The organism is Streptomyces sp. NPDC044106, from assembly GCF_056433985.1.
In genome coordinates this window covers 325493-348940 of record NZ_JBWKFZ010000007.1, presented here as the reverse complement: position 1 = coordinate 348940, position 23448 = coordinate 325493, and the positions used below count along the sequence as shown (strand labels likewise).

Annotated in this window: 22 protein-coding genes and 1 pseudogene; 11 read left to right on the top strand and 12 right to left on the bottom strand. The window is 70.4% G+C overall.

All coding sequences use genetic code 11. From position 1 onward, the window contains the following. Positions 1-42: 42 nt before the first annotated feature. Positions 43-888: a spermidine synthase gene (locus AC07DI_RS15115; protein ID WP_478904819.1), complete on the top strand. Its 846-nt coding sequence runs from the start codon at positions 43-45 to the stop codon at positions 886-888. On the opposite strand, the pseudogene AC07DI_RS15110 reads toward AC07DI_RS15115, so the two are convergent. After that, a pseudogene (locus AC07DI_RS15110) lies at positions 850-1158 on the bottom strand (MFS transporter); the annotation flags it as partial. The gene AC07DI_RS15115 and the pseudogene AC07DI_RS15110 sit on opposite strands and share 39 nt — an antisense overlap. Before the next feature lie 30 nt (positions 1159-1188). On the opposite strand from AC07DI_RS15110, the gene AC07DI_RS15105 reads away from it, so the two are divergent. After that, positions 1189-2820 (top strand): recombinase family protein, encoded by a 1632-nt coding sequence (locus tag AC07DI_RS15105; protein ID WP_478904751.1) that lies wholly within the window; start codon positions 1189-1191, stop codon positions 2818-2820. 172 nt (positions 2821-2992) lie between these two features. On the opposite strand, the gene AC07DI_RS15100 is transcribed toward AC07DI_RS15105, so the two are convergent. From AC07DI_RS15100 to AC07DI_RS15085, 4 genes are all read right to left on the bottom strand, one after another. Beyond that, positions 2993-4372, bottom strand: a complete 1380-nt coding sequence (locus tag AC07DI_RS15100; protein ID WP_478904818.1) for a replication initiator — start codon at positions 4370-4372, stop codon at positions 2993-2995. 294 nt (positions 4373-4666) lie between these two features. Continuing rightward, positions 4667-4864 (bottom strand): hypothetical protein, encoded by a 198-nt coding sequence (locus AC07DI_RS15095; protein ID WP_478904750.1) that lies wholly within the window; start codon positions 4862-4864, stop codon positions 4667-4669. Next, positions 4861-6162 (bottom strand): FtsK/SpoIIIE domain-containing protein, encoded by a 1302-nt coding sequence (locus tag AC07DI_RS15090; protein ID WP_478904749.1) that lies wholly within the window; start codon positions 6160-6162, stop codon positions 4861-4863. The genes AC07DI_RS15095 and AC07DI_RS15090 overlap by 4 nt, the downstream gene beginning before the upstream one ends. Then, a complete protein-coding gene (locus tag AC07DI_RS15085; protein WP_478904748.1) occupies positions 6162-6527 on the bottom strand; it encodes an SCO3933 family regulatory protein in 366 nt (121 codons plus the stop codon). The genes AC07DI_RS15090 and AC07DI_RS15085 overlap by 1 nt, the downstream gene beginning before the upstream one ends. A 163-nt stretch (positions 6528-6690) precedes the next feature. On the opposite strand from AC07DI_RS15085, the gene AC07DI_RS15080 reads away from it, so the two are divergent. Beyond that, positions 6691-7473: a GntR family transcriptional regulator gene (locus AC07DI_RS15080; protein ID WP_478904747.1), complete on the top strand. Its 783-nt coding sequence runs from the start codon at positions 6691-6693 to the stop codon at positions 7471-7473. A 407-nt stretch (positions 7474-7880) separates the two neighbouring features. On the opposite strand, the gene AC07DI_RS15075 is transcribed toward AC07DI_RS15080, so the two are convergent. After that, positions 7881-8177 carry a hypothetical protein gene (locus AC07DI_RS15075; RefSeq protein WP_478904746.1) on the bottom strand — a complete coding sequence of 99 codons (297 nt, stop codon included), beginning with the start codon at positions 8175-8177 and terminating at the stop codon, positions 7881-7883. 312 nt (positions 8178-8489) lie between these two features. Continuing rightward, complete coding sequence (locus tag AC07DI_RS15070) at positions 8490-9029, bottom strand: ATP-binding protein (RefSeq protein WP_478904745.1); 540 nt, start codon at positions 9027-9029, stop codon at positions 8490-8492. A gap of 208 nt (positions 9030-9237) precedes the next feature. Between AC07DI_RS15070 and AC07DI_RS15065 the strand changes: the two genes are divergently transcribed. Next, positions 9238-10608, top strand: coding sequence for a sporulation protein (locus AC07DI_RS15065; RefSeq protein ID WP_478904744.1), 1371 nt, complete (start codon positions 9238-9240; stop codon positions 10606-10608). A gap of 3 nt (positions 10609-10611) precedes the next feature. Here the strand turns inward: AC07DI_RS15065 and AC07DI_RS15060 are convergent, their stop codons facing one another. The 4 genes from AC07DI_RS15060 to AC07DI_RS15045 all read right to left on the bottom strand — a co-directional run bounded on the left by AC07DI_RS15060 (position 10612) and on the right by AC07DI_RS15045 (position 15016). Further along, entirely contained in the window at positions 10612-11532 is a 921-nt protein-coding gene (locus AC07DI_RS15060; protein WP_478904743.1) for a phosphotransferase enzyme family protein, read from the bottom strand. Positions 11533-11561: 29 nt separating this feature from the next. Then, complete coding sequence (locus AC07DI_RS15055; RefSeq protein WP_478904742.1) at positions 11562-12695, bottom strand: MFS transporter; 1134 nt, start codon at positions 12693-12695, stop codon at positions 11562-11564. Positions 12696-12767: 72 nt separating this feature from the next. Then, positions 12768-13856, bottom strand: a complete 1089-nt coding sequence (locus AC07DI_RS15050; RefSeq protein ID WP_478904741.1) for a DUF8017 domain-containing protein — start codon at positions 13854-13856, stop codon at positions 12768-12770. A 101-nt stretch (positions 13857-13957) separates the two neighbouring features. Further along, positions 13958-15016, bottom strand: a complete 1059-nt coding sequence (locus AC07DI_RS15045) for a DUF8017 domain-containing protein (RefSeq protein WP_478904740.1) — start codon at positions 15014-15016, stop codon at positions 13958-13960. An 80-nt stretch (positions 15017-15096) separates the two neighbouring features. On the opposite strand from AC07DI_RS15045, the gene AC07DI_RS15040 reads away from it, so the two are divergent. From AC07DI_RS15040 to AC07DI_RS15020, 5 genes are all read left to right on the top strand, one after another. Beyond that, positions 15097-15555, top strand: a complete 459-nt coding sequence (locus AC07DI_RS15040; protein WP_384251907.1) for a DUF4442 domain-containing protein — start codon at positions 15097-15099, stop codon at positions 15553-15555. Positions 15556-15696: 141 nt separating this feature from the next. Then, a complete protein-coding gene (locus AC07DI_RS15035; RefSeq protein ID WP_478904739.1) occupies positions 15697-16095 on the top strand; it encodes a hypothetical protein in 399 nt (132 codons plus the stop codon). A 204-nt stretch (positions 16096-16299) separates the two neighbouring features. Then, positions 16300-18783, top strand: a complete 2484-nt coding sequence (locus tag AC07DI_RS15030; protein ID WP_478904738.1) for a beta-glucosidase — start codon at positions 16300-16302, stop codon at positions 18781-18783. Continuing rightward, positions 18780-20411 carry a carboxylesterase/lipase family protein gene (locus AC07DI_RS15025; protein ID WP_478904737.1) on the top strand — a complete coding sequence of 544 codons (1632 nt, stop codon included), beginning with the start codon at positions 18780-18782 and terminating at the stop codon, positions 20409-20411. Before AC07DI_RS15030 ends, AC07DI_RS15025 begins: the two co-directional genes overlap by 4 nt. An 87-nt stretch (positions 20412-20498) precedes the next feature. Then, positions 20499-21182, top strand: coding sequence for a DedA family protein (locus AC07DI_RS15020; protein WP_478904736.1), 684 nt, complete (start codon positions 20499-20501; stop codon positions 21180-21182). A 9-nt stretch (positions 21183-21191) separates the two neighbouring features. Here AC07DI_RS15020 and AC07DI_RS15015 read toward each other — a convergent pair whose 3' ends face one another. Continuing rightward, positions 21192-21725: a gamma carbonic anhydrase family protein gene (locus tag AC07DI_RS15015; RefSeq protein WP_478904817.1), complete on the bottom strand. Its 534-nt coding sequence runs from the start codon at positions 21723-21725 to the stop codon at positions 21192-21194. A gap of 157 nt (positions 21726-21882) precedes the next feature. On the opposite strand from AC07DI_RS15015, the gene AC07DI_RS15010 reads away from it, so the two are divergent. Beyond that, entirely contained in the window at positions 21883-22620 is a 738-nt protein-coding gene (locus AC07DI_RS15010; protein ID WP_478904735.1) for an acyltransferase, read from the top strand. Positions 22621-22875: 255 nt separating this feature from the next. After that, positions 22876-23442 (top strand): YbaK/EbsC family protein, encoded by a 567-nt coding sequence (locus tag AC07DI_RS15005; protein WP_478904734.1) that lies wholly within the window; start codon positions 22876-22878, stop codon positions 23440-23442. Positions 23443-23448 lie beyond the last annotated feature (6 nt).

Genomic DNA, 23448 nt, shown 5'->3' with positions numbered 1-23448 from the left:
GGCGGCGTGGACGAGCACGAGTTCGAGGGCGGGGCCGACGGCGTGGCCGAAGCGGTTCCCGTCATCAGGGAAGTCGACTACGGCACCGCCAAGCTGATGCCAGACGTGGACCGGCCGCGCGCCTGGCTGCTCACGGTCGACGGCGCGCCCCAGTCGTACGTGGATCTGGACGAACCCACCCACCTCGAGTTCGAGTACCTGCGCAGGCTCGCGCACGTACTGGACACCGCGGCGGAGCCCGGCGCCCCGCTCGACGTCACCCATCTCGGCGGGGGAGCGCTCACCCTGCCCCGCTACCTCGCCGCCACCCGCCCCGGTTCCCGGCAGCAGGTGGTCGAGGCGGACCGGGGCCTGCTGCGACTGATCGCCGAACGGCTGCCGCTGGCCGAAGGGAGCGGGGTCGGCGTGCACGGCACGGACGCCAGGCAGTGGCTCGAAGCGGCGCCGGCCAGGAGCGCCGACGTCGTCGTCGCCGATGTCTTCGGCGGCTCCCGCGTCCCCGCGCACCTCACCACGGTCGCGTACGCACACATCGCCGAGCGGGTGCTGCGCCCGGGCGGGTACTACGTCGCGAACCTCGCCGACGGCGCGCCCTTCACGTTCCTGCGCTCCCAACTGGCCACGTTCGCCGAGGCCTTCGAGGAGCTCGCGCTGATCGCCGAGCCGTCCGTGCTGCGCGGGCGCCGCTTCGGGAACGCGGTGCTGATCGCCGCGCACGGCCCCATCGACGTCGGAGAACTGGCCCGCCGAACTGCGTCCGACGTCTTCCCCGCCCGGGTCGAGCACGGCGACGCGCTGCGGCGCCTCATCGGGGGCGCGGCACCGGTGCGCGACGAGGACGCGGTGGCCTCACCCGAGCCGCCCGACGGCGCCTTCTCCATCGGGTGAGGGATCGGCGGCCCCGCGCGAGAGGGGCTTCGCCGACGCCACCACCTCCGTCGTACGCCGGGTCAGCCGGCGTACGTCGGGGACGAACAGGACGGCCGCCGTCACCAGGACCACCAGCACGGCGCAGCCCCACAGCGACGCGGACAGGCCGAACGCGGACTCCGCGGGCCCGGCGAGCGCCGTGGCCAGCGGCACCATCGCGACCGAGCCGAACCAGTCGTAGGCGGAGACGCGCGACAACTTCTCCTCGGGGATCTCCTGGTGCATCGCACAGCGCCTCTCCGAACGTAGCCTTTCCCCATGGCAGATGACTTGGTACAGCAAGCGCACTGGGGGCAGTTGGCAGGGCAGAACTGGGCGGGGCTGGCACGGCTGTCCACTGAAGAGACCGAGGGAGAGCTCACTCCTGATGACCAGTCAGGTAAGAGTACGCCTCGGTTCATGACCGGCAGGGACATCAAGAGCACGGAGGAACAGGAGAAGGACGGCCGTCAGTTCGTCGAGAGCCGCCAGGGGCGGTATGTCTACACGTACTTGGAGCCGGACACCTCCGCGTGGAAGCGCAGGCGAGTCCGCTTACCCGATGGCAGCGTCGGCTACCGCGTCTTACGCCCCGTGTTCGAGGGAGCGTTGGAAGATCTCAAGCGAGGCCAAGCGCCGAACGGCGAGCCCATCGACGGATTGATCGTCTACGACATCGACCGCCTGACTCGTGACCCCCGGCACCTTGAGGACGCCATCGAGACCGTTGAGCACCACCACCGGCCGATCATCGACATCACGGGCACGCTGGACCTGTTGACAGATAACGGGCGCACCATGGCCCGTGTTCTCGTCGCCGTGGCCAACAAGCAGTCCGCCGACACCGCGCGTCGTGTGCGCCGCAATCACAAGGCCCGACGGAACCTGGGCATACCTGTAGGAGGGACGCGCCCATTCGGGTGGCAGAAGGACAAGCGCACTCTTAACCCGACCGAGGCCGAGCACATTCGCGCTGCCGCCAAGCGCCTCATTCTGGGGGCTGATTGGCACGCGATCGTCGCTGACTGGAATCGCAAGGGAGTAACCACGTCGAAGGGCAACCCTTGGACGTGGATCGGGCTCAGGGACATGATGCGCAATCCCCGCCTGTGCGGATACCGATCGCACGTCGTGATCGAGTTCGACCCGGAATCGGGCCGAGAGACCAAGCTCATGACGATTGCCCACAACGATGAGGGCCAGCCCGTCAAGGGACAGTGGACGGCGATCTTGGCGATTCCCGAGTGGGAGGCCGTCAAGGAGCTCATCGGTGACGGCCCGATGCGCGGGGGTGGCCACAACACCCGCGTCTACCTATCCAGCGGCACTCTCCGCTGTGGCAAGGACGAGTGCGGTTCAGTGCTGCGTGCGATGAAGGCAGCACCGAGCCGGGGCAAGCCGGAAGGGTACTTCTACTACGTCTGCCCGGCGAAGAGCACGGGCAGGGGGTGTGGCGGGGTCAAGATCGGGGGCCCGGAGACTGACGAGCTGCTCGGTAAGCTCGTGATCGCGAAGTACGAGGAAGAGGCCAGCAAGCGGCAGTCGGTCAAGGCACCGCAGGAGTGGCCGAAGGCGGCTGAGCTGAAGATCGTCCGCGAAGACATCGCCGATCTCAAGCAGGCCCGCAGGGCACGGCAGATCAGCGCTGAGCGCTACTACTCCGATCTCGCCGAGTACGAGGCCGACGAACAGCGTCTGAAGAAGGAGCGCAACGCGTGGCAGCGTCAGACGCTCACGAGCCAGCACGAACCCGTGGACATGGCCAAGGAGTGGGACAGGGACGGGGTCACTCTCGCTGAGCGCCGGTCGTACATCGCGCGGACGCTGACGGCTGTGGCCGTACTCCCCGTAGGAAGCGGGCGCCGGGTGCCGTTGCGGGAGCGGCTCGTTCCTGTCTACGTCGAGGAGTAGAGCCAGGGCACCGGGAGCCCGTCACCTCGTACGCCGATGGTGGCGGGCTCCGTTACGTGTAGCGACTTCTACGCCCAGGGAAGCATTCATCCGTCGCCATTGAGCGTCGGACCAGCCGGGAGAGTGACGCGCATGCGCTCGCGCCCAGGCCATGTCTTGATCTTCGCCCCTCTCATTCGGACGTGACACCGGAGGGCCCCCTCACGATGGCCAGCTCTTCGCGGGCGGCCTCGCGGTTGGCGGCGAGGTCTTCGGAGACCCCGGCGGCAAGGAGTGCGGCCCCCGGTGTGTGGCCCGATCCCATGTAGCGCCAGTTGGCCTCGGTCTCGGTACCGGGTACGTCATCGAGGGCGAGGCCGACGTGTTCGGCCCGGTCGGCGCGCAGTGCCTCGTACGTGGTCGAGTAGGCGCGGGACTTGGTCAGAATGTGGCCCCGGTAGCCAAGGGTGTGGGCCCAGGCTCGCAGGTGCAGAGGCTCGTACTCGGGCAGGCAGCCGAGGCGCCAGCAGGTACGCATGAGGGTCCGGACGTGGTCAGTCACGGGTACTGCGTCGATGTCGTCCCAGGTCGTGACCCGGTGGTCGGTGCCGGCGCCGGTCTCGCTCGCGCCCTTAGTGACGTACTTTGCGACGTACGCGGCAACGGCGTCGTCATCGGGTCCGGTGCCACCGGAGTGCAGAAGGCGAGTGTCGACCTGGACACCCCAGCAGAGGTCGAGTTCACCGATGGCGGGGCTGTAGGGGGTGCGGACCAGGACCCGGCTCGCGGAGGCGCGCACCGCATCGGCCAATCGGTCGGCCGTGCCCCAGGCCGGGGGTTCGTCGTCGGGTCCGGCCGGGCCGTCGAGGCGGACGACCGCGTGGACGTGGACGGCAGCCCGCTTCTGATACTCGGCGACGCGGGCGAAGGACAGCCGCGCGTGATCGGGAAAGCGGGACTGAACGAGGCCTGCAGCAGAGGCGAGATGTCGGCGGACGCCGATGACGAAGCGGTCCCACAGCGCACCCGCCTGTGCGTGCCAGAGAGTGTGGGCCGGGTAGTCGTAGCAGTCCGCGCACAGAGGTTGCCCAATGAGGCCGTCTTCCGTGCTGTGGACCGCACCGCAGCCGAAGGAGCGCCCATGCTCGCACTGACCTCTGTCACGGCGGGGACGGCAGCGCTCCCCGGTCCGGTGCACGGCCCCGAAGGACGGGGCAGTGAGGGTGACGAAGAGGCGGGGGCGATTGCGAACCGTGGCGGGGACGGTCTTGCCGCCGGTCAGGCCCGCGCGCACCAAGTGGAAGGTGTCTCCGGCATGGAGGCGGGAGCACGGTGCGCAGACGGTCGCCCGGCGGTTGCGGCAGCGTACGGAGAGCCGTTCGCCGGGTTCGTCTCGGGTGTCGTAGTGGTGCAGGATCTCGCCGGTCGTCGCGTCCAGGGTGGCGGTCGAGCCGGTGAGGTGGATCGGGTGGGCGCAGCCGCCCGTGGCGGTGATCTGGTCCAACCAACGGGCGAACTGGGGATCTTGCGCGATGCGTATCGCGTCACGGTCTGCTTCGGAGAGCTGACGCAGGCGCGCCGCACGGTCGAGGGCGGTGCGCCTGTCAGCCGGGGTGAATTCCGGGGCGATGGTGGGGACCTTCCGGGGTGGGCCGCCGAAGCGGCACGGTTGATGGGTGGTGGCGCGTGGTCGTCCATGGGGTCGCTCCTTGCTCGATCAGGTGGTGTGGATCGTGCTCAGCGGATGGTTCCGGTGCCCCGGCAGAGGCGGCAGCGGTGGCGCATTCCGGTCCAGGTCCTACGGGCGCCTTCGCCCTTGCAGTTCGGGCACCTCACGCGACTCATGGGCATGTCCTGTCCTTCCTGCTCAGGGATGGGAGAAGCCGTTGATCAGCCAGGTCACGAGGCCGTGGATGGTGAAGACCACCGGGGTCTGTCCGAGGTAGACCCCGAAGAGGCCGACACAGACCGCTTCCCAGGCGCGTACGTCGCGGGAGCGGACGAGGAGGACGGTGATGATCCCGAAGATCACCGAGAGCGTGAATGCCGTTCCTTCGCTGATCACTTGCCGTCTCCCTCCAGCGCCGCAAGAGCGCGGTCTATGGCGGGCAGTTCGGGCGTCATGGCCGCGTACTTCATGGCCGTCGTGACCGCCTCTTCGGTCGGCGTGAGGTGAGAGCGAGCGCGGCCCCATCCGCCGTCCGGTCCGGTGCACACCGCGACACCCTGTTCCTGCGCAGTGATCGACTGAGCGACGGCCACGGCATCCTTGTTGAGATCACCGAGGGTCATCTCTGCCGTGCCGGGGTCGTTGACCCGGTGGCAGATACGGCCGCCGAGCTGGGCCCGCAGGGCGGTGACTCCGGGGCCGAGATCGGAGCCGACCCGTTGACCGGCGACGACGAGGTGCATGCCGAGTGCGGCACCGAGTTGGGCCAGGCGCAGGAGCAGGGTCGAGCACTGGTCTGCTTCCGCCTTGCCCTCGCGGGTGCCGTCGGAGAGGTACAGCTCTGCCAGCTCATCGACGATCACCACGACCGGCACGGGACGCAGCAGGTCGGGAAGCTCCCAGATCGAGCGAACACCAGCCGACCGGCAAGCTTGCATGCGCCCCTGCATGTCGACGACGAGTGCCGCCAGTACGGCGACTGCCTCACGTCGGCATGTGGTGAGCGCGCTTAACCGACCCGAGAACAGGCCGAGTTCCATGCCGCCCTTGCAGTCGATGCCGACCAGGGCGACGGGTTGAGGGGCGAGCTGAGTGATCAGCCGTGCCAGCAAGGTGGACTTGCCTGAGCGGGTGGCCCCGGCGATGAGCCAGTGCGGCACCATCCGCAGGTCCATCACCCAGGCCCCGCCGCTCTCCAGTGCGCCGATGAGCGCGGACAGCAGTGCGACGGGAGCCGTCGCCAGGCCGGGCCGGGCCAGTGGGTCACTGGCGGTTGCCGTCAGCAGCACGACGCCGCGTTCGGGCGAGGTGACGCGTACGGCGTGGACCTTCCAGGCGTGGGTGAGCGCGTCAGCCGCCTTCATGTACGTCGCCGGGGTCTGCCCGGCATGCAGGCGCACGATCACGGTCAGGCCCAGACGGGTAGCGCGCGGGAAGGAGAGGCGCGGAGCCACCGGACGCAGCGGATCACCCTTGACGATCACGTCTCCGAGCAGCCCGCGCGGGGGACGCCGGGACACGGCAAGGTCGTTGAGCATGGCGACCTTGCGCCAGGTGCAGAGCACCCGGAACGCGGTGAGGGGGTAGCCGGTGACGTACCAGTGCCAGGCCGGACGGTGGCGCCGCAGCAGGTCGGCGACGACGAGCACCCACGCGAGTGCAGCGAGCCCGAGGGCCAGCAGGATCGCACTCATCACGCCCCACCTGCCTTGGGCGAAGCCGCAGCGGGGGCCGGGGTCGCAGCACTGTGTACGGGGGTGATCGCATCGGCCCGGAAGCTGATCCCGTGTCGGTCGCCCATGGCCCAGGCGAACGCCATTAGGCCGGTGACCTTGAGGGTCTGTCCTTCCTCGATGCCCTTGGGCTCGCCCGTGACGGCGATTTCGATCACGGAGATTCGCCGCCGGTCTTGTCGCACCGTGACGGCCACGGTGTAGATCGTGTTGCCGTCGCGGTCCTTCTTGGCCTCCTTGGTCTCGGGGTTGCTGATCTTCACTTCGGGTGCGATGGCGCACCGCAGTACGCCCAGTCGCGCCGTGTCCACAGGAATGGACTGCATTGCGTTGGCCTCCTTGGCCGTTACGACGCCAGGCTTACCCGGACGTCACTTGTCCTGACGAGTGATGACTATGCGATCCTGTACGGCGAGGGGTCAAGTACTTATGCTGACGAGTGATGTCGCGCGTGCGACGTGCCTACGACCTCAACGCGAAGGTGCTGAGATGACGGAGATCCAACGCCCCGGAGCGCTCTACCAGCAGGTTGCCTCCGCGATCCGCGAAGCGATCCTTGCGGGCGAGTTCGAGCCCGGCGCGCCGCTTCCCTCAGAAGCCCAGCTCATCCAGCGCTACCGGGTCTCCCGCCCGACCGTCCGCAACGCTGTCGCCGCCCTGCGGGCAGAGGGCTTGATCGATGTCCGCCACGGCAAAGGCAGCTTTGTACGCTCCGATGGCCAGCCCGCCGTCACCATCGAGCGCCGGATCAGCCGCGCCGGGGACGGGAAGTTCCTCATGCCCAGCGGCGCCGTCTGGGACGAGGCCGAGGAACCGACTCCGTACCGCGCCCGCTCCACAAAGGAGAACGGCCAGCTGCTCGGCATCGGCGAAGAGGAAGATCTCTTCGTATGTGACCGGCTGCTCATCAACCCTGCAAGCGGCACCCGGGCCATGCACCGCACCGTCACCCCGCTCGCCGTAGCGGCGGACATCCCGGCTCTTGGCGAGGAGCCGCCAGGTCCACCCCCGGCAGCCGCGTACGAGCTCATGACGCAGGCCGGGCACAAGCTGTGGTGGTCCGAGACGGTCCGCGCCCGCATGCCGCTCCACGACGAGCGGATCACTCTCCGCCTGCCGGACGCGACCCCGATCCTGCACGTCGCCCGCGTCACGCACGGCACCGACGACCGCCCGCTGATCCTCGAAGAACTCCGCACCGGTGCGGACCGTGCCGAACTGGCCTACCGGATCACCGCCGACAAGGAGCCCGCGCGGCGCGCCCGCGCCTGAGAGCCGTAGATCGGTCGAAACTTTCTCCACTTCCTCAAGGGCGCGCCTGCGGCGCACCGGGCAGCCCGGCCGCCCCGGCCGGGCATGCGGCGTGGCCGCCGGTCCCGGCCGGTCGCCCGGCGCCCTGGTCCGCACCGCGCCCAAGGAGGCGAGGCGTCCACCGGACGGCGTGGGCCGAGGCCCGCGGGGCTGGGGGTCGACGGCCTCCGAGACTTTAGGCAGCTCCCATGGGGCGAGCCTCGAAGAACAGGGGGCCCATCGGGCACACCAGCGGGCAGGTCCAGTACCTGCCCGATTCGCCGGGCGAGCGTAAGGCCCCCTGTTCACTCGCCCCATGGCAGCTACCGCCCAAAGTCTCTGCGGCCGGCGACGTGCCCACGCGCGCCGCTCACCAGGGGAAAGACACCTCATGCCGCACCGCCGCCGCCAGCTGTGGTCGCCTCCAGGAGAGAGGCGAGCCGCTCCACGGCGTCCGGCCAACCCGCCACCCGCACGACCCCGCGCCCGCCCTCGTCCGTCGAGGCGACCGCCCGCACTTCCGACAGCTCCATCCCCGCCCCGAGGAGCGCACGGTTCAGCCGGTCCGCAGCCTCCCGCGCCTCGCGCCAGCCCGCCACGTAGTCGACGCCGGACACCCACAGACCGAAGTTCGCGCCCGCGACGCCGAGACCGTCACTCAGCCAGTCCTCACCCGCGCCAGTCACTTTGCCCACCTCAACCCTGATCTAGGTAACGGCTCGTCAACTTCCTTGGCCCAGGGCAGAAACGCAGCACAGCGGCCCCGGTACCATCAGGCACCGGGGACCGCTGTCCCCACCCGGACCACCCCGGTTGCTGCCAGGCGCGGGGGTGGTCCGGACTTGCGTATTTGGTTGTGAAGCGCGGCCTCTCCAGAGCAACGAGGATGAGAGGCCGCGCCCCTTGCGGCCGAGTTGGTCGACTCGACCGCGCCGCCGGTCCGTCGCCCCCGCTCCCGATCGCGTGGGAGATCCCGGGAGGCGACGGGCCGGGCGTCTCTACGACACCGCGTCGAGGTCGAAGCGACACCACACGGTCTTGCCGCCCGGCTCTTCCGGCGACCACCACACCGCGTCGGCAAGCCGCTGAACGATCAGCAACCCGCGCCCACGATCCGGCAACAACGCTTCCGCGAAGTCGCCCACCAGCTCGGGTGAGACGAACTCACCCACCGGCAGATCCGGCGGAGTCGAGTCCTCATCGGCGACGCCGATGAAGAGCCAGTTCGGCCACACCTTCACGAGTACGTCGACGCGCCGAGCGCCCCCCGGCCGCGTCACACTGTGGTCCGGTACCGCGTGGTGCACGACGTTGCCGACCAGTTCCGAGACGGCGAGTCGCGCATCATCAACCATGTGGCCAAGGCCCCAGTCCTGAAGGCACGACCGCACCATGTCTCGCGCGACGCGCACAGGGTCGGTGGACTCAACGAAGAGCGTGAGCGCCCGGAAGTGACCGAGCGACGGATCGTGCGTCGGGTCATCCGGCGCGATCTCCACCGGGGTGTTCGCTCTGGGTTTGCTCTGCCGAGCATCCATTGCGTCTCCTCCCGACTGTCGACGGGCCCGGTTAGCCCGCCGCTGCATGCCAGACAGTGAACGGCGCGCGCAGGTCGACCGGCAGTGTCCACCGAGGGGTTCACGTGAACACCGGCAAACGAAAAGGGGGTTCACCAATGGACCCCCTGATGTCAGCGGGCTGTGCCACGATGAATACTCGCCGTCATTCTCGGGCTGGCAGGGGAGCATGAACCGAGAGCCGAACGTGCAATTGATCTCTGTAATGGACGAAGCCAAGGTTTCGAACAAGGGCCTCGCCAAGCGCATGCGTGATCTTGCACAGCAACGCGGAACCGATCTCGGGACGACGCACGTTGCGGTACAGCGGTGGCGATCAGGATCGGGCATCCAGACGCGTACTGCCGTGATCATGGCGGATGCGCTAAGCGCCAAACTCGGCCGTCGGGTCACCGCGGCCGATCTCGGATTCGCCGATCAGTCCGAACAGATTCCGCCCCTGGGTGTCGGCTACCAGCAGTCGCTACCCGACGCACTGACCATGCTCGACAGCCTCGCCCAGGAGCGCCCGGAGTCGGCGACCGGTGACGGGTTGATCGTGGCTGACGGAGACTTGAGCGCAGCCGTCCTTTCATGGATGGTCGCGCGACCCGACGGCATCCACGCCGACAGGCCCGCGTCCCAGCGAGTCGGCATGCGCGACGTGCGAGCGGTCAGAACCGCCGCCGACATGTTCATGCGACTGGACTTCCTCTACGGCGGAGGCCACGGCCACAAGGCACTGCGCCACTACTTCCGCCATGAGGTCTTGCCACTGCTCAGCGCCAGCTACAGCGAGAAGGTTGGCAACTCCCTCTACGGGGCAGCCGCCGAGATCTCGCAACTGCTCGCATGGACGGCCTACGACACCGGCAACCACCAGCTCTCACACCGCTACCTGGTCTCCACACTCCGCCTGACGAAGGTCGTCGACGATCGGATGTTCGGCGCCCGCATCCTGTCCAACCTCAGCCACCAGGCGAACTACCTCGGCAACCACGCTCAAGCGATCCAGCTCGCCCGCGCAGGCGTCGAGGGTGCCCACGGCAAGGCCACTCCGCGCGCTATGGCCCTGTTCTCAGCGATGGAGGCCCGCGCCCTCTCCAACGCCGGGGACCCCATCGGCGCGGGTCGAGCCATGAACGAGGCCGAGCGATCGTTCGAGCAAGCCGACACAGCCGAAGACCCCGAATGGCTCGGGTACTTTGACGACGCCGAGCTCATGGGCGAGTTCTGCCACTGTTTCCGAGACCTCAGGCAACGCCGCGAAGCTCTCGCACACGCGCAGCGAGCCGTAGCCAACACAGACCCGCAGTATGCGCGGACGCTCGGCTTCTGCCGCATGGTGCTCGCCCAGAGCCAGCTACTGAACGGCGAGTTGGAAGCCGCCGTCACGACCGCCAGCCTGGCAGTGGACGGAGGGGACTCCCTCCAATCCGCCCGATTCCAGCGTTACGTGACCGACTTCCAACGCGAGGTCAGCGCCCACTCACCCAACCCGGCCGTGGCAGCGTTCAACGAGAGGGTCCGGGACGCCGTTGCCCGCATGGACGACGAGTAACGGTCACCAGGGTCGCCAGTCCCGAGGCCCATCATTGTTCCGCAGCCCGGAGATACGGCGTCGGTACTCGGCCGCTGTCTTCTCGTCCTCAGCGACGTTCTGCATGAGCCACGTCGTCATGTGGAATTCTTGAATCCCACGCAGCGTGTCGTACCCGTGCCAGTCATAGAGATCACGTCCGTACGCGGTGACGAAGTCGGCGTACTGTGCTGCGGTCTGCCACCCAAGGCTGTGATGCTCCACGGACGTCACCATGAGATCCCATTCAGGATGATCGAAGGCGAAGCTCTCGAAGTCGATCAGGATCACTTGCCCTTGATCGTCCACCATGAGGTTCTGCACGTGCGCGTCACCGTGCACGGGGCCCTTGGGCGAGTCGAACCGCAGCTCCGCGAACTTATCTCGCAGTTCGCGATCCCGCTTCCGCAGGAACTCGATGTCGTCCTGCGGCACACCCGTCGGCCGTTCGAGCCGCAACCCTGTCTTCCCGAAGACACTGTAAGGAGGCAGATCCAAGCCGTCCGGCAAGGTCATGGAGTGCAGATCCCGCAGGATTGCACCCAGCTCCCCATAGGTTGCCTTCCGGTCACCTTCGACGATCAAATGCCAGAAGGTCACCGGATGCCCGTCTATCAACAGCGGCTGCTCCAGGTCGTCGACGACCCGTGCGGCCGGGAACCCCTCCTCCGCAAGCCAGCGCGATACCGCGACCTCATTGCGCGACATCGGCAGATACTCAACAGACCGCGCAATGCGCACGATCACCGGCACCGACGCCAGCCGGAAGAGCGCGTTCTCTCCGAGGCGGATCAACTCCGCGCCTCTGTCGTCGAGCCCCGCAGCCTGGCATGCGGCAGTCATCACCCGCACCGCGCTCGCCGACGTGAACCCCTCACCCGATGCCTGAGCAGCCTCAACCGCCATGCCCGTACCAGCTCCCTCGTCGCGCGCGATCAACCGGCGCACGCCCACGGGCGACCACCCCGGCGCGCACCGGACACGACCACGACCGTACCTATGGGTACCCAGGGCGAGCGAGCCCGGAGGATGGAAAGGCTACGTTCGCCGAGGTGTTGCGCGGTCATCCACGAGACGCCGAACACCTCGATCGCCACCCCGCTGACGAACATCACCGCGGCGAGACCGGCCACCGGCAGCGGCACGGCGAGCGCCGCCGAAGGGGCGGCCAGCGGGAAGACGCAGAGCGTGCCCGCGAACAGCAGCCGCCGCGGCTTCCACCACGTCATCAGGAACGCCCCGCCGACCGTGCCCGCGCCGAACGCGCCGAGCGCCAGGCCCCACGGCCCCGCGCCGCCCAGTTCGTCGCGCGCCACCAACGGCCCGAACACCGACTCGGCGGCGCCGACCACGGCGACCACCACCGAGAACTGCGCCACGATCGACCACAGCCAGGGCCGCCCGGTGAACTCCCGCCAGCCGTCCCGCAGATCGGCGAGGAGCCCGCCGCCGGGCGCGCGCTCCGGTATGTGACCGACGTCGAGGAAGGAGCGCAGCGCACCGGAGACGGCGAACGCCGCGGCGTCCACGGCGAGCACCCAGCCGGGCCCGATCGCCGCGACCATCAGACCGCCGAGCGCGGCCCCGCCGAGCCCCGCGCCCTGCATCGCCATCCGGTACACCGCGAACGCCCGGCCCGCCTGCTCGCCGGTGACCGACGACATCAGCATGCCCTCGGCGGCCGGCCCGAAGAAGGCCTGGCCCGCTCCGCCGAGCCCGGCGAGGACCATCATCTGCCACAGCCGGGGTTCGCCCGCGAGGACGAGCGCGGCGAAGGCGGCCTGCGAGAGGCAGTTGAGGGCGTTGGCCGCGACCATGACGTGGTGGCGCGGCAGCCGGTCGGCCACCGCGCCGCCGATCAGCAGGAACAGGACGAGCGGCAGCGTCCGCGCGGCGGCCACCAGACCGACGTCACCGCCGTCGCCGCCCGCGTCGAGAACCGCGAACGCCGCCGCGATCAACGCCCCGTGGCTTCCGAGGTTCGTCACGATCGCGGCGGCGGTGAGCAGGGTGTAGTTGCGGCCCGCCCAGGAGGGACGGCGGCGCGGTGCGGGGGCGGCAGTGGTCACCCCGGGACTATCCACGACGGGCGGCCTGCCTGCCAAACCGTTTGTCCGGCTCCGCCCGGGGGTGCCGGTGGATCAGGAGGGGGAGTCCTCGGACGCCGCCTCGCTCCACCGGACCGTGCTCAGGATCTTCTTCACCGTGGCGTCGGGGACCTCGTCCTTGACGCCCTTGGCGCCGTAGAGGGTCCAGGCCACGTATTCGCCGGCCTCGTTCTTGAAGCCGAACGTGGTGGCCTTGCCCTCGGAGTCGCACTTGGCCGAGGTTGCGGCGCCGGACGTCGTCGACGTCGCGAGGCTGCCCTTGATGCCCGACGCGGTGGTGTAGTCCTCGATCTTGCTGATCTTGATCTTCTTCTTGTCGGCCTTCGTCTGCTCGGTGTAGCCGCCGTAGACCCACCAGGCGGAGTCGTTGCGCGCGATGTCCTCGGTGTTCTTGGCGCCGTTCTGGCCCTTCGTGCCGACCGCGGCGAGCTTGGTGTCGTCCATCTCACCGTCCTTGTCGTCGTCGGACGAGCACCACTTCTCCTTGAGGATCGCGGGCGCGGTCATGATGATGATCGACTTCGCGCCGTTGTCCTTGCGGTCGTCGAAGCCGATGAGGGTGTCCGGCGTCTCGACCTTCCAGTCGGGCGGCACGTCGAACGCGGTGCCCCACTTGGGGTTCACGACCACCTGCCAGCCGTCGATCGTCGGCTTGTCCTCGCCGCCCTCGCCGCGCGCGTTCCCGTCGTCGCTGGGCTTCGGGCTCGGATCCTTGGACACGGACTTCGCCGGGGACGGCTTCGCCGGGCCCGCCTCGTCGTCCTTGTCACCGCCGAGGACGAGGTAGCCGGTGACGCCGGCGGCCACCACCACGGCGAGCGCGGCCACGATGGCCGTGATCTTCGTCTTCTTGCCGTCGCCACCGCCCTGACCGCCACCGTTCTGCGGCGGCGGCATGGGCGGCGGCGTCGGGGCCGCCCACTGCTGCGGCTGCTCGGGCTGCGAGAACCCGGCCGAATGCGGCTGCTGGTAGCCCCCCGCAGGCTGCTGGTAGCCCGGTTGCTGCTGGTATCCCGGCTGCTGATAAGGGTTCGGCTGCTGGTACCCCGGCTGCTGGTACGGGTTCTGACTCTGGTCCTGCGGGTTCTGCTCGCCCCCGGGCGGCTGCTTTTCTGGCCACATGGCCAGTAACCATAGAGGGGCCCGGGGCGCGGTGCCATCCGCGCCCCCTGTGGGGCGCGGACCGGACCGGGAAGCGGAGCCGCGGGCGGGTCGGTGGCGGCTCAGTTCTCCGAAGCCTCGTACTCGCGCACCGTCGAGAGGATCTTCTTCACGGTCGCGTCAGGGACCTCGTCCTTCACACCCTTGGCACCGTGGAAGGACCAGGACGCGAACTCCCCCTCGGAGTCCTTGAAGGCGAACACCGTCGCCTTGCCGTCCGAGTCGCACTTGCCCGGCTTCTCGGCACCGGACGAACTCGCGCTCACCAGGCTGCCCTTGAGACCTGACTTCGTCGTGTACGTCTCGGTCGGCCCGGTGGTGACCTTCTCCCTGTCGGGCTGCGTGTACGCGCCGTAGACCCAGTTGGCCGCGTCGTGCCGCGCGGCCTCCTCGGTGCTCCTGACACCGCGGTTGCCCCGGGTGCCCGCGGCCGCCAGCGCCGTGTAGTCCTTCGTGCCGTCCCGGTCGTCGTCGCTCGCGCACCACTTCTCCTTGAAGTAGGCGGGAGCGGCGTACGCGGCGAGGAACTCGGCCGACTCGTCCTCGGCGTCCTTGTCCTCCACGACCCCGCCGGCCCAGTCCCGCGACTCCAGGGACCACCCGGCCGGCACGTCGAACGCGAGGCCGCGCTTGGGATTGACGACGACCTTCCAGCCGGCCACGGTCGGCTCCGGCATGCCGTCACCGGTACGGGGGTTGGCGTCATCGTCGGCCGGGTCGGCCGAGGCGGACGCGGAGCCGGTCGGTCCCGGCTTCGCGGTGTCGTCCCCGTCACCGCCGAGGAGCAGGTAGCCGGTGACGCCCGCGGCCACCACGACGGCGCCGGCGGCGACGAGAGCGATCAGCTTGATGCGGTTGCCGTTGCCGTTGCCCTTGCCCTCGCGCGGAGGCTCGGGTGCCGCGCCCTGCGGGCCGCCGGGCATGGTCGGCGCGTTCCACGGGGCCTGCTGCCCGTACGGGGCCGACTGCTGGTACCCGGGCTGGTGGTACGGGTTCTGCCCCACGCCCGGGTTCTGCCCCACGCCCGGGTTCTGCCCCGCGCCCTGGTTCTGTCCCGCGCCCTGATGTCCCTGGCCACGCTGGTTCTGTTCGCCCCCGGGCGGCTGCTCTCCTTGCCACATGGGTGTCAACGATAGGTGACGGTGATCCACGCCAAGACAGGTCCTGGTCAAGAATCGCTACTCGTGGGTAACATCACGGCATGAGCGCAGACCAGATGTCGATCGGCGAGATGCTCGCCGCCACGGTTCCGATGGCCAGGACCCTGAACCTCGAATTCCGGGAGACCTCGCCGAGCAGGGCCGTGGTGGCCCTGCCCGACCAGAGCGAGTACCACAACCACGTCGGCGGCCCGCACGCCGGCGCCATGTTCACGCTGGGCGAGTCCGCGAGCGGCGCCATCGTCCTCGCCGCGTTCGGGGCCGAGCTGCAGCGGGCCGTGCCGCTCGCCGTCAGCGCCGAGATCGCGTACAAGAAGCTGGCGATGGGGCCCGTGACGGCCACGGCGACCCTCGGCCGCCCGGCCGCCGACGTGATCGCCGAACTCGACGCGGGTGAGCGCCCGGAGTTCCCCGTCGCCGTCGAGATCCGGCGCGAGGACGGCGCCGTCACCGGCGAGATGACCGTCGTATGGACGCTGAGGCCGAACAACCCCAGCTGACCCGCGTCGGCGGAACCGGCGCCGGACGCGCCGGTTCCGTACGCTCCGGGTGCCGAACAGGCCTGCGTGGGCCCGTGGTTGAGGATCGTGGCGAGGAGCCCCGGTGCCGCCACGGGCCCCCCGTCGTGCGAGACTCCGCCGATGCCCGCATGGATCACTCCGCGCCGACTCGGCGCCGCCGCCGCCCTTTACGCCGTCTTCGTCTCCGGCTGGTGGTTAGGCCGGCCCGTACGCTCCGACGGCTGCATCGAGGACTCGGCCGCCCAAGGCCAGTACGGCCGCTCCGACGCGGGCGGGCGGCTGACGGAGCCCGGCGAACCAGGCCGCTATCTGGACCGGGCCACCGGAAAGCTCCGGGGTCTGCAGGACTGGGCCGACGATCTCGACGGCTACCGGGACGGTGAGTACGGCCCGTCCGGCTACGGATACGAGATCGTCGAGCCGCGCGTCATGGACCAGACGTTCACCTCCACCCTCAGTGTGTGCTCGTACAAGGAGCGTGCCCGCCTCGTCTCCTGGGTGAATGGCGACTGGGGCTGACGGCGCTTTCCGTTCAACTCATTGACACGAGTCATCCACGGTCATAGTTTTCCCGCCGCCACACCTGGTGCCTAACGGCGTGTCAAGTCGGCTCTGCCCCATAGTGCGTTCAAAGAGCGAACGTCGACCCGCCACTGGCACGTGTACACGCTTCGCTTCGCACAGTCGTGTTCGCGCACAAGGCACAGAAGGAAGTGACGGCTCATGTCCGACTCCGTGTCCCGGCGGTCAGCGCTCAGGCTGGTCGGCGGTGCGATCACCGTGGCGGCCGCGGCCACCGCCGGTGTGCCGGCGCCGTCGTACGCGGCCCGCGCCCGGCAGGGTCCCGGCGCGGGCCCCCGCGTCGAATCCCTCATCGTCAGACTCACTCTCGACGAGAAGATCTCCCTGCTGCACGGCGCCACCGACCCCGAGAGCCTCGGCCAGGCCGGATACGTCCCCGGGGTGCCGCGCCTGAAGATCCCGCCGCTGCGGCTCGCCGACGGTCCCGCGGGCGTCCGCGTCACGGCCCGTGCCACCGCCCTGCCGGCCCCCGTCCTGCTCGCCTCCGCCTTCGACCCGGCGCTCGCCCGCCGCTACGGCCGCGTCATCGGCCGCGAGGGCCGCGCCCTTGGGCAGGACGTGCTGCTCTCGCCCATGGTCAACCTGATCCGCACCCCGTACGCGGGCCGCAACTTCGAGACCTTCGCCGAGGATCCGCTGCTCGCCGCCGACATCGTCTCCGCGGAGATCAAGGGCATCCAGGGCGAGGGCCTCATCGCGACCGTCAAGCACTTCGCCCTGAACAACCAGGAGAAGGACCGCATGTCCATCGACGTGTGGGCCGGCGAACGGACCATGCACGAGAGCGAACTGCGTGGATTCGAGGCGGCCGTCGCCGCGGGCGCCGGCGCCGTCATGGGCGCGTACAACAAGGTCAACGGCACCTTCGCCTGCGAGAACAAGGAACTGCTCGACGACATCCTGCGCGAGCGCTGGGGCTTCGACGGCCTGGTGATGACCGACTGGTTCGCGCAGCACAGTACCGCCGCCGCCCTCGCCGCCGGACTCGACATGGAGATGCCCGACGACGCCTACTACGGCGCCGCCCTGAAGAAGGCCGTCAGGAACGGCAGCGTCCCCGAAGCGCAGGTGGACCGCTCGGTGCGCCGCGTCCTCGGCGTCATGGACCGGTTCGGGCTGCTCGGCAGGAGCGCGCCGCCGCGTCCGGAGCGCGACGCGGAGGCCGGTGCGGCGGTCGCCCTGGAGGTCGCCAAGGCGGGCGCCACCCTGCTGCGCAACACGCACAGGACCCTGCCGCTGACCGGCCGCGCCGCCCGCGACATCGCCGTCGTCGGACCCACCGCCCGCCACCCGTTCGTCAGCGGGGGCGGCAGCGCCCACGTCGTCCCCGACCGGGCCGACAGCCCGCTCCACGCCATCAGGGCGCGCGCCGGACGCCACGCCGACGTCACCTACGCGCTGGGCGAGGACCTCTACGGCAAGGCCGTCCCGCGGCGCGCGCTCAGTCCCGCCTTCGACACGGAGGGCCAGCGGGTCGCTGCCGGGAAGGAGTGGACGTACGAAGGGACGCTGACGCCCGGGGAAGCGGACGAATGGACACTCGTCATCCACTACTCGGGCGAGCGGCCCAAGGTGGAGCTGGACGGCGTCGAGCTCTACCCGACGCTGCCGGGCGTCGGCGAGTACTTCTCCGGCGGTCTCGCCTCCACCGCGCCCGACGGCCTCAACGTGCGCCGCGCGACGCTGCGCCTCGACGGCGCCCGGCACCGGCTGCGGATCAGGGCGAAGGGCGGCGACAAGGGGCAGACGTTCCGGCTCCGCCGCGTCACCGGCGCGACCCTGGCCGCGGACGTCGCCGCGGCGGTGCGGGCGGCGCGCGGCGCGCACAGCGTTCTCCTCTTCGCGTACGAGGACGCGACCGAGGGCCAGGACCGCACGACCGTCGCGCTCCCCGGCCACCAGGAGGACCTGATCCGGGCGGTGACCGCCGCCAACCCGCGTACCACCGTCGTCCTGAACACGTCGTCGGCCACCTCCATGCCGTGGCTGGAGCGGACTGCCGCCGTGCTGCAGATGTACTACCCCGGCCAGGAGGGCGCGGCCGCCACCGCCGCCGTCCTGTTCGGCGACTGCGACCCCGGCGGCCGGCTCACCCAGTCCTTCCCGGTGGACGACGACCACCACCCGATGGCGGGGGACCGGCGCCGCTACCCCGGGGTCGACGGCGTCGAGGAGTACTCGGAGGGCATCCACGTCGGCTACCGCTGGTACGACGCCGAAGGGGTGCGGCCGCTCTTCCCCTTCGGGCACGGCCTCTCGTACACGACGTTCTCCTACCGCGATCTCACCGTCCGCAGGTCGGGGCAGGGGCTGGACGTGAGCTTCACCGTGCGCAACACCGGCCGACGCGACGGCATCACCGTCGCGCAGGTGTACCTCGGGCCCTCGCCCGACTTGGGAATGGCGCAGGCCGAGCGGGCGCTCGGCGGCTACCGGCGGCTCGCCCTGCGCGCGGGTCAGCGGCGGCGCGTCACCGTCCACGTCGACGGGCGTTCCCTGTCGGCGTGGGACGTCGAGCGCCACGGCTGGGTGCGCGGCACGGGCCGGCGTACCGTTCAAGTAGGCACGTCCGTACGTGAGTTGATCCTCTCCACGACCACCGTCATCAAGGGAGGCAAATCATGAGGGGAAGAGCCGGCGGGATACGCCGGGCCGTGTCGGTCGGCGCCGCACTGGCGGCGACTGCCGCGGCCGCACTCGTACCCGTCCAGGCAGCGGCCCACGGCGGCCCGGCCGGCGCGGACAGCACGCTGGTGCGCACCGACGCCGGCTGGATCAGGGGCGCGTCCACCGCCGAGGGCCGCCAGTTCCTCGGCGTCCCCTACGCGCGGCAGCCCGTCGGACGGCTCCGCTGGCAGGAGCCGCGCCCCGCAGAGCCCTGGCAGGGCGTGCGCCGGGCGACGGCGTTCGGCCACCGCTGCGTGCAGAGCGCGAGCTGGGACCCCGGCTACGAGAACCCAAGCCACACCGAGGACTGCCTCGACCTCAACGTCTACACCCCGAGGGGCCGCGCCGCGCACCGCCCCGTCATGGTGTGGCTGCACGGCGGCGGGCTGACCGCGGGCGCGGGCGAGGACATCGTGCCCGACGCCTTCGCCCGCCAGACCGGCACCGTCGTCGTGACCGTCAACTACCGGCTCGGAGCGATGGGCTTCCTCGCCGCGGAAGGCCTCGACGGCGAGGCCTCCGACGGCGTGTCGGGCAACTACGGCCTGCTCGACCAGCAGGCCGCGCTGCGCTGGGTGCGCGCCAACGTCGGAGCGTTCGGCGGCGACCCGGACCGCGTCACCATCGCCGGTGAGTCGGCGGGCGGCCGTTCGGTCTGCACGCTGCTCGCCTCGCCGACGGCCCGCGGCCTGTTCCGCGCGGGCATCATCGAGAGCGGCGCGTACGGCGACTGCGCGGCCCGCGAGCGACGGCGGGCGGCCGGCGACGGCGCGGCGTTCGCGAAGAAGGCCGGCTGCCCGGACCCGAAGACCGCACTCGCCTGCCTGCGGCGCAAACCCGCCAAGGACATCCTCACCGCGCAGGCCGGCTTCGACTGGGGCCCGGTCGTGGGCGGCGCGTTCCTGCCGGTGCAGCCCGAGGAGGCGTACCGGAAGGGGAGCGCGGCCCGCGTACCCGTCCTGAACGGCGCCAACAGCGACGAGGGACGGCTCTTCGCCTTCGGGCAGTTCGACGGGCAGGGCAGACCGCTGACCGCCGAGCGGTATCCGGCCGCGCTCACCGAGGCGTACGGCCCCGAGCTCGGACGGCGGGTCCTTAGGGCCTACCCGCTCGCGCACTACGCCTCGCCCACGCACGCGTACGCCGCGGCGCTCGGCGACCGGATGTTCGCCTGCACGGCGCTGCGCCTTGACACGGCCCTCGCGGGCCGCGGGCCCGTCTACGCCTACGAATTCGCGGACCGGACCTCGCCGCCCTTCGCGTCGCTGCGGAACCTCGGCACCGACTTCGACTTCGGCGCGACCCATGTCAACGAAGTCCAGTACCTCTTCAAGCACTTCGGCCTCGACTCGCCGTTCGACGCGGAGCAGCGCGCGCTGGCCCGGCAGATGGTCCAGTACTGGGGTTCCTTCATCAGGACCGGGGTGCCGCGCGCCGCGGCCGGGCCCCCCGCGCCCGACCAGCGCGTCAGGCCGGGGCAGGTGCTTTCCCTGCGTACCGCCTCGGCGGGCGGGAACGCGATCAGTACGACGGTGCGCGAGGAGCACCGGTGCGGGCTCTGGGACGACGCCGTTCCGGCCGGGTGAGCCCGTCCGGGTAGGCTGCCCGGCGTGCGCGACCGAGGGGGGAGCGCACGCCGGGCACACACACTTGGACCACGGGAGGAACCGGCGTTGCACGTTCAGGAGTGGCTGGAGCACGTACCAGCCGTCAGCATCTACGCGCTGGTGGGTCTCGTCATCGGACTGGAGAGCCTGGGCATCCCACTGCCCGGTGAGATCGTCCTGGTCTCCGCGGCGCTCCTCTCCTCCCAGCACGGCGACCTCAACCCGGTGATCCTCGGGGCGTGCGCCACCGTGGGCGCCATCGTCGGCGACTCCATCGGATACGCCATCGGACGCAAGGGCGGCAGGCCGCTCCTCGCCTGGCTGGAGCGCAAGTTCCCCAAGCACTTCAGCGCCGCCCATGTGGCGAGCGCCGAGCGCTCCTTCCAGAAGTGGGGCATGTGGGCGGTCTTCTTCGGCCGCTTCGTCGCCCTCCTGCGGATCTTCGCAGGACCCCTCGCGGGCGTCCTGCGCATGCCGTACTGGAAGTTCCTGATCGCCAACGTCCTCGGCGGCGTCATCTGGGCGGGCGGCACCACCGCCGTCATCTACTACATCGGCGTGGTCGCCGAGGACTGGCTCAAGCGCTTCTCGTACGTGGGACTCGGCATCGCCGTGCTGATCGGCATCGGCTCGATGCTGCTGGTCAAGCGGCGGGCGAAGAAGGCGGCGGCGGAGCTGGAGGCCGAGGAAGCCGCGGCGGCGGCCGGGACCGCGGCGGCCGATCCGCGCCCCCTCACCGCCACCGACTGACCTGCCCGGTCAGCCCGCCGCGTGCGCGTCGCGGTGGGCTTTGACCAGCTCCAGGTACATCGTGCCGTTGAGGGTGATCCCCGCGCGCTCCTCGTCGGTGAGCGCCCTGCGCACCTTCGCGGGCACCCCCGCGACGAGCGACCCCGGCGGCACCTCCATGCCCTGCGGCACGAGGGCCTGCGCCGCCACCAGGGAACCGGCGCCGATCACCGCGCCGTTGAGGACGGTCGCGCCCATGCCGATCAGGCTGTCGTCCTCGACGGTGCAGCCGTGCAGGACGGCGTTGTGCCCGACCGAGACGCGCTCCCCGATCGTGAGGGGGAAGCCGGGGTCGACGTGCAGGGTGCAGTTGTCCTGGATGTTGCTGTCGGCGCCCACGACGATGGGCCCGCAGTCGGCGCGCAGCACCGCGCCGTACCAGGTGCTCGCCCCGGCGCGCAGGGTCACCTCGCCGAGCACGACGGACGTCGGCGCGGTGAAGGCGTCCGGGTCGATCTCCGGAACCTTGCCGCCGATGCCGGTGACGAGTGCCTCGTGGCCCATCGGGTCCGCCTCTCTTGTATCCGTCACTCTTGTATCCGTCCGCGACGCGTCGCGCCTGACGGCACCGTACGGGACGCCGCGGCGGCAGCGGGCGCGTGGGGCGAAGATCACAGGCGGGCGGCCTGCGGGGCACCTCGGCACTGAGTAACGTGAGCGCGTGCCGAAGAACAGGAACACGTTCTCATCGCTTGCCGCCGGGCCCCGCCGCCTGGCGCAGCGCGCCGTCCACGCGGGGTGGGAGTGGGTGCAGCGCACCGGCGCGGTGACCGCCGCGCATCCCGGGCGGCTACGGTTCGGCGCGATCGGCGAGGGCACGAAGCTCGCCTTCCCGCAGGGCACGGTCTTCGGTGAGCCGTGGATCACGATCGGCGACCACTGCATCGTGGGCCAGCACGTCACGCTCACCGCCGGGATGATGCCGGACCTCGACCTCGGCCCCGACCCGATACTCCGCATCGGCAACGGCGTCGTCCTCGGCCGCGGCAGCCACGTCATCGCCGACACGACGGTCTCCATCGGCGCCGACTGCTACTTCGGCCCCTACGTGTACGTGACCTCCACCAACCACTCCTACGACGACCCGCACACCCCCATCGGCAAGCAGTGGCCCCGCATGGACCCGGTGGAGATCGGCTCCGGCTGCTGGATAGGGACGGGCGCGGTGATCCTGCCCGGCGCCCGGATCGGCCGCAACGTGGTGGTCGCCGCGGGCGCGGTCGTCCGCGGCGAGGTCCCCGACCACGCGGTGGTGGCGGGGGCGCCCGCCCGGGTCGTCCGCACCTGGCACCCCGACCAGGGCTGGCAGCCCCCACTGCGCACCCCCGCACCGGTGCCGATCCCCGACGGCATCACACCGCAGCAGCTGATCGCGCTCGGGGAGTTGGGGGAGGGGTGAGAGGCAGCCCTGCTCCGAGGCCGCTGACGGCCGGTGCCGTCAACAGGCCCCTCCACGGCGGCTGTTAGAGCCTGTCTTTGAACCCCCGTCTGCGCCCCGGCGCCCGGCACGCACGCTCGGCGCACGGAGCCCCAGGACAGGTGGCTCCGCCACATGACCTGGGACTCCGCACACCGATCGCACGCACCGAACACCGCTGCGCCCGCGCTTCGCGCGGACGACGGGGGTTCAAAGACAGGCTCTTAACGTGCCGCCATGCGCGCTCCTCTCGGTGATTTCGACGTCGTCAGCCCCGCCCCCGAAGCCCTCGACCTGCTCGTACCGTCCGTCGCGGACGCCGTACAGGCCTGGGGCGGGCCCGTCCCGGCCGACGAGCTGATCCACGTCGACACGGCGCCCGAGTGGGCCGACACCGCCACGTTCCTCGAGCACTACGGCCCCGAGCTCCTCAGCCGGTCCGCCAACTGCGTCGTCGTGGCGGGCAAGCGCGGTGGTGAGACCACGCTCGCCGCGTGCGTCGTCCTGTCCGGTACGCGCGTCGACGTGAACGGCACGGTGCGCCGCCAACTGGGCGCGCGCAAGGCGTCGTTCGCCCCGATGGAGACGGCCACGGGTGAGACGGGGATGGAGTACGGCGGCATCACGCCGATCGGGCTGCCCGCCGCGTGGCCGCTCCTCGTCGACGCCGCGGTGGCGGACCTGCCGCACGTCCTGGTGGGCAGCGGCAGCCGGCGCGGCAAGCTCATCGTGCCGGGCAAGGTGTTCGCGCAACTGCCGAACGCGGTCGTCCTGGAAGGGCTCGGCGTCGCCGTCGACGGCTGACCGCCG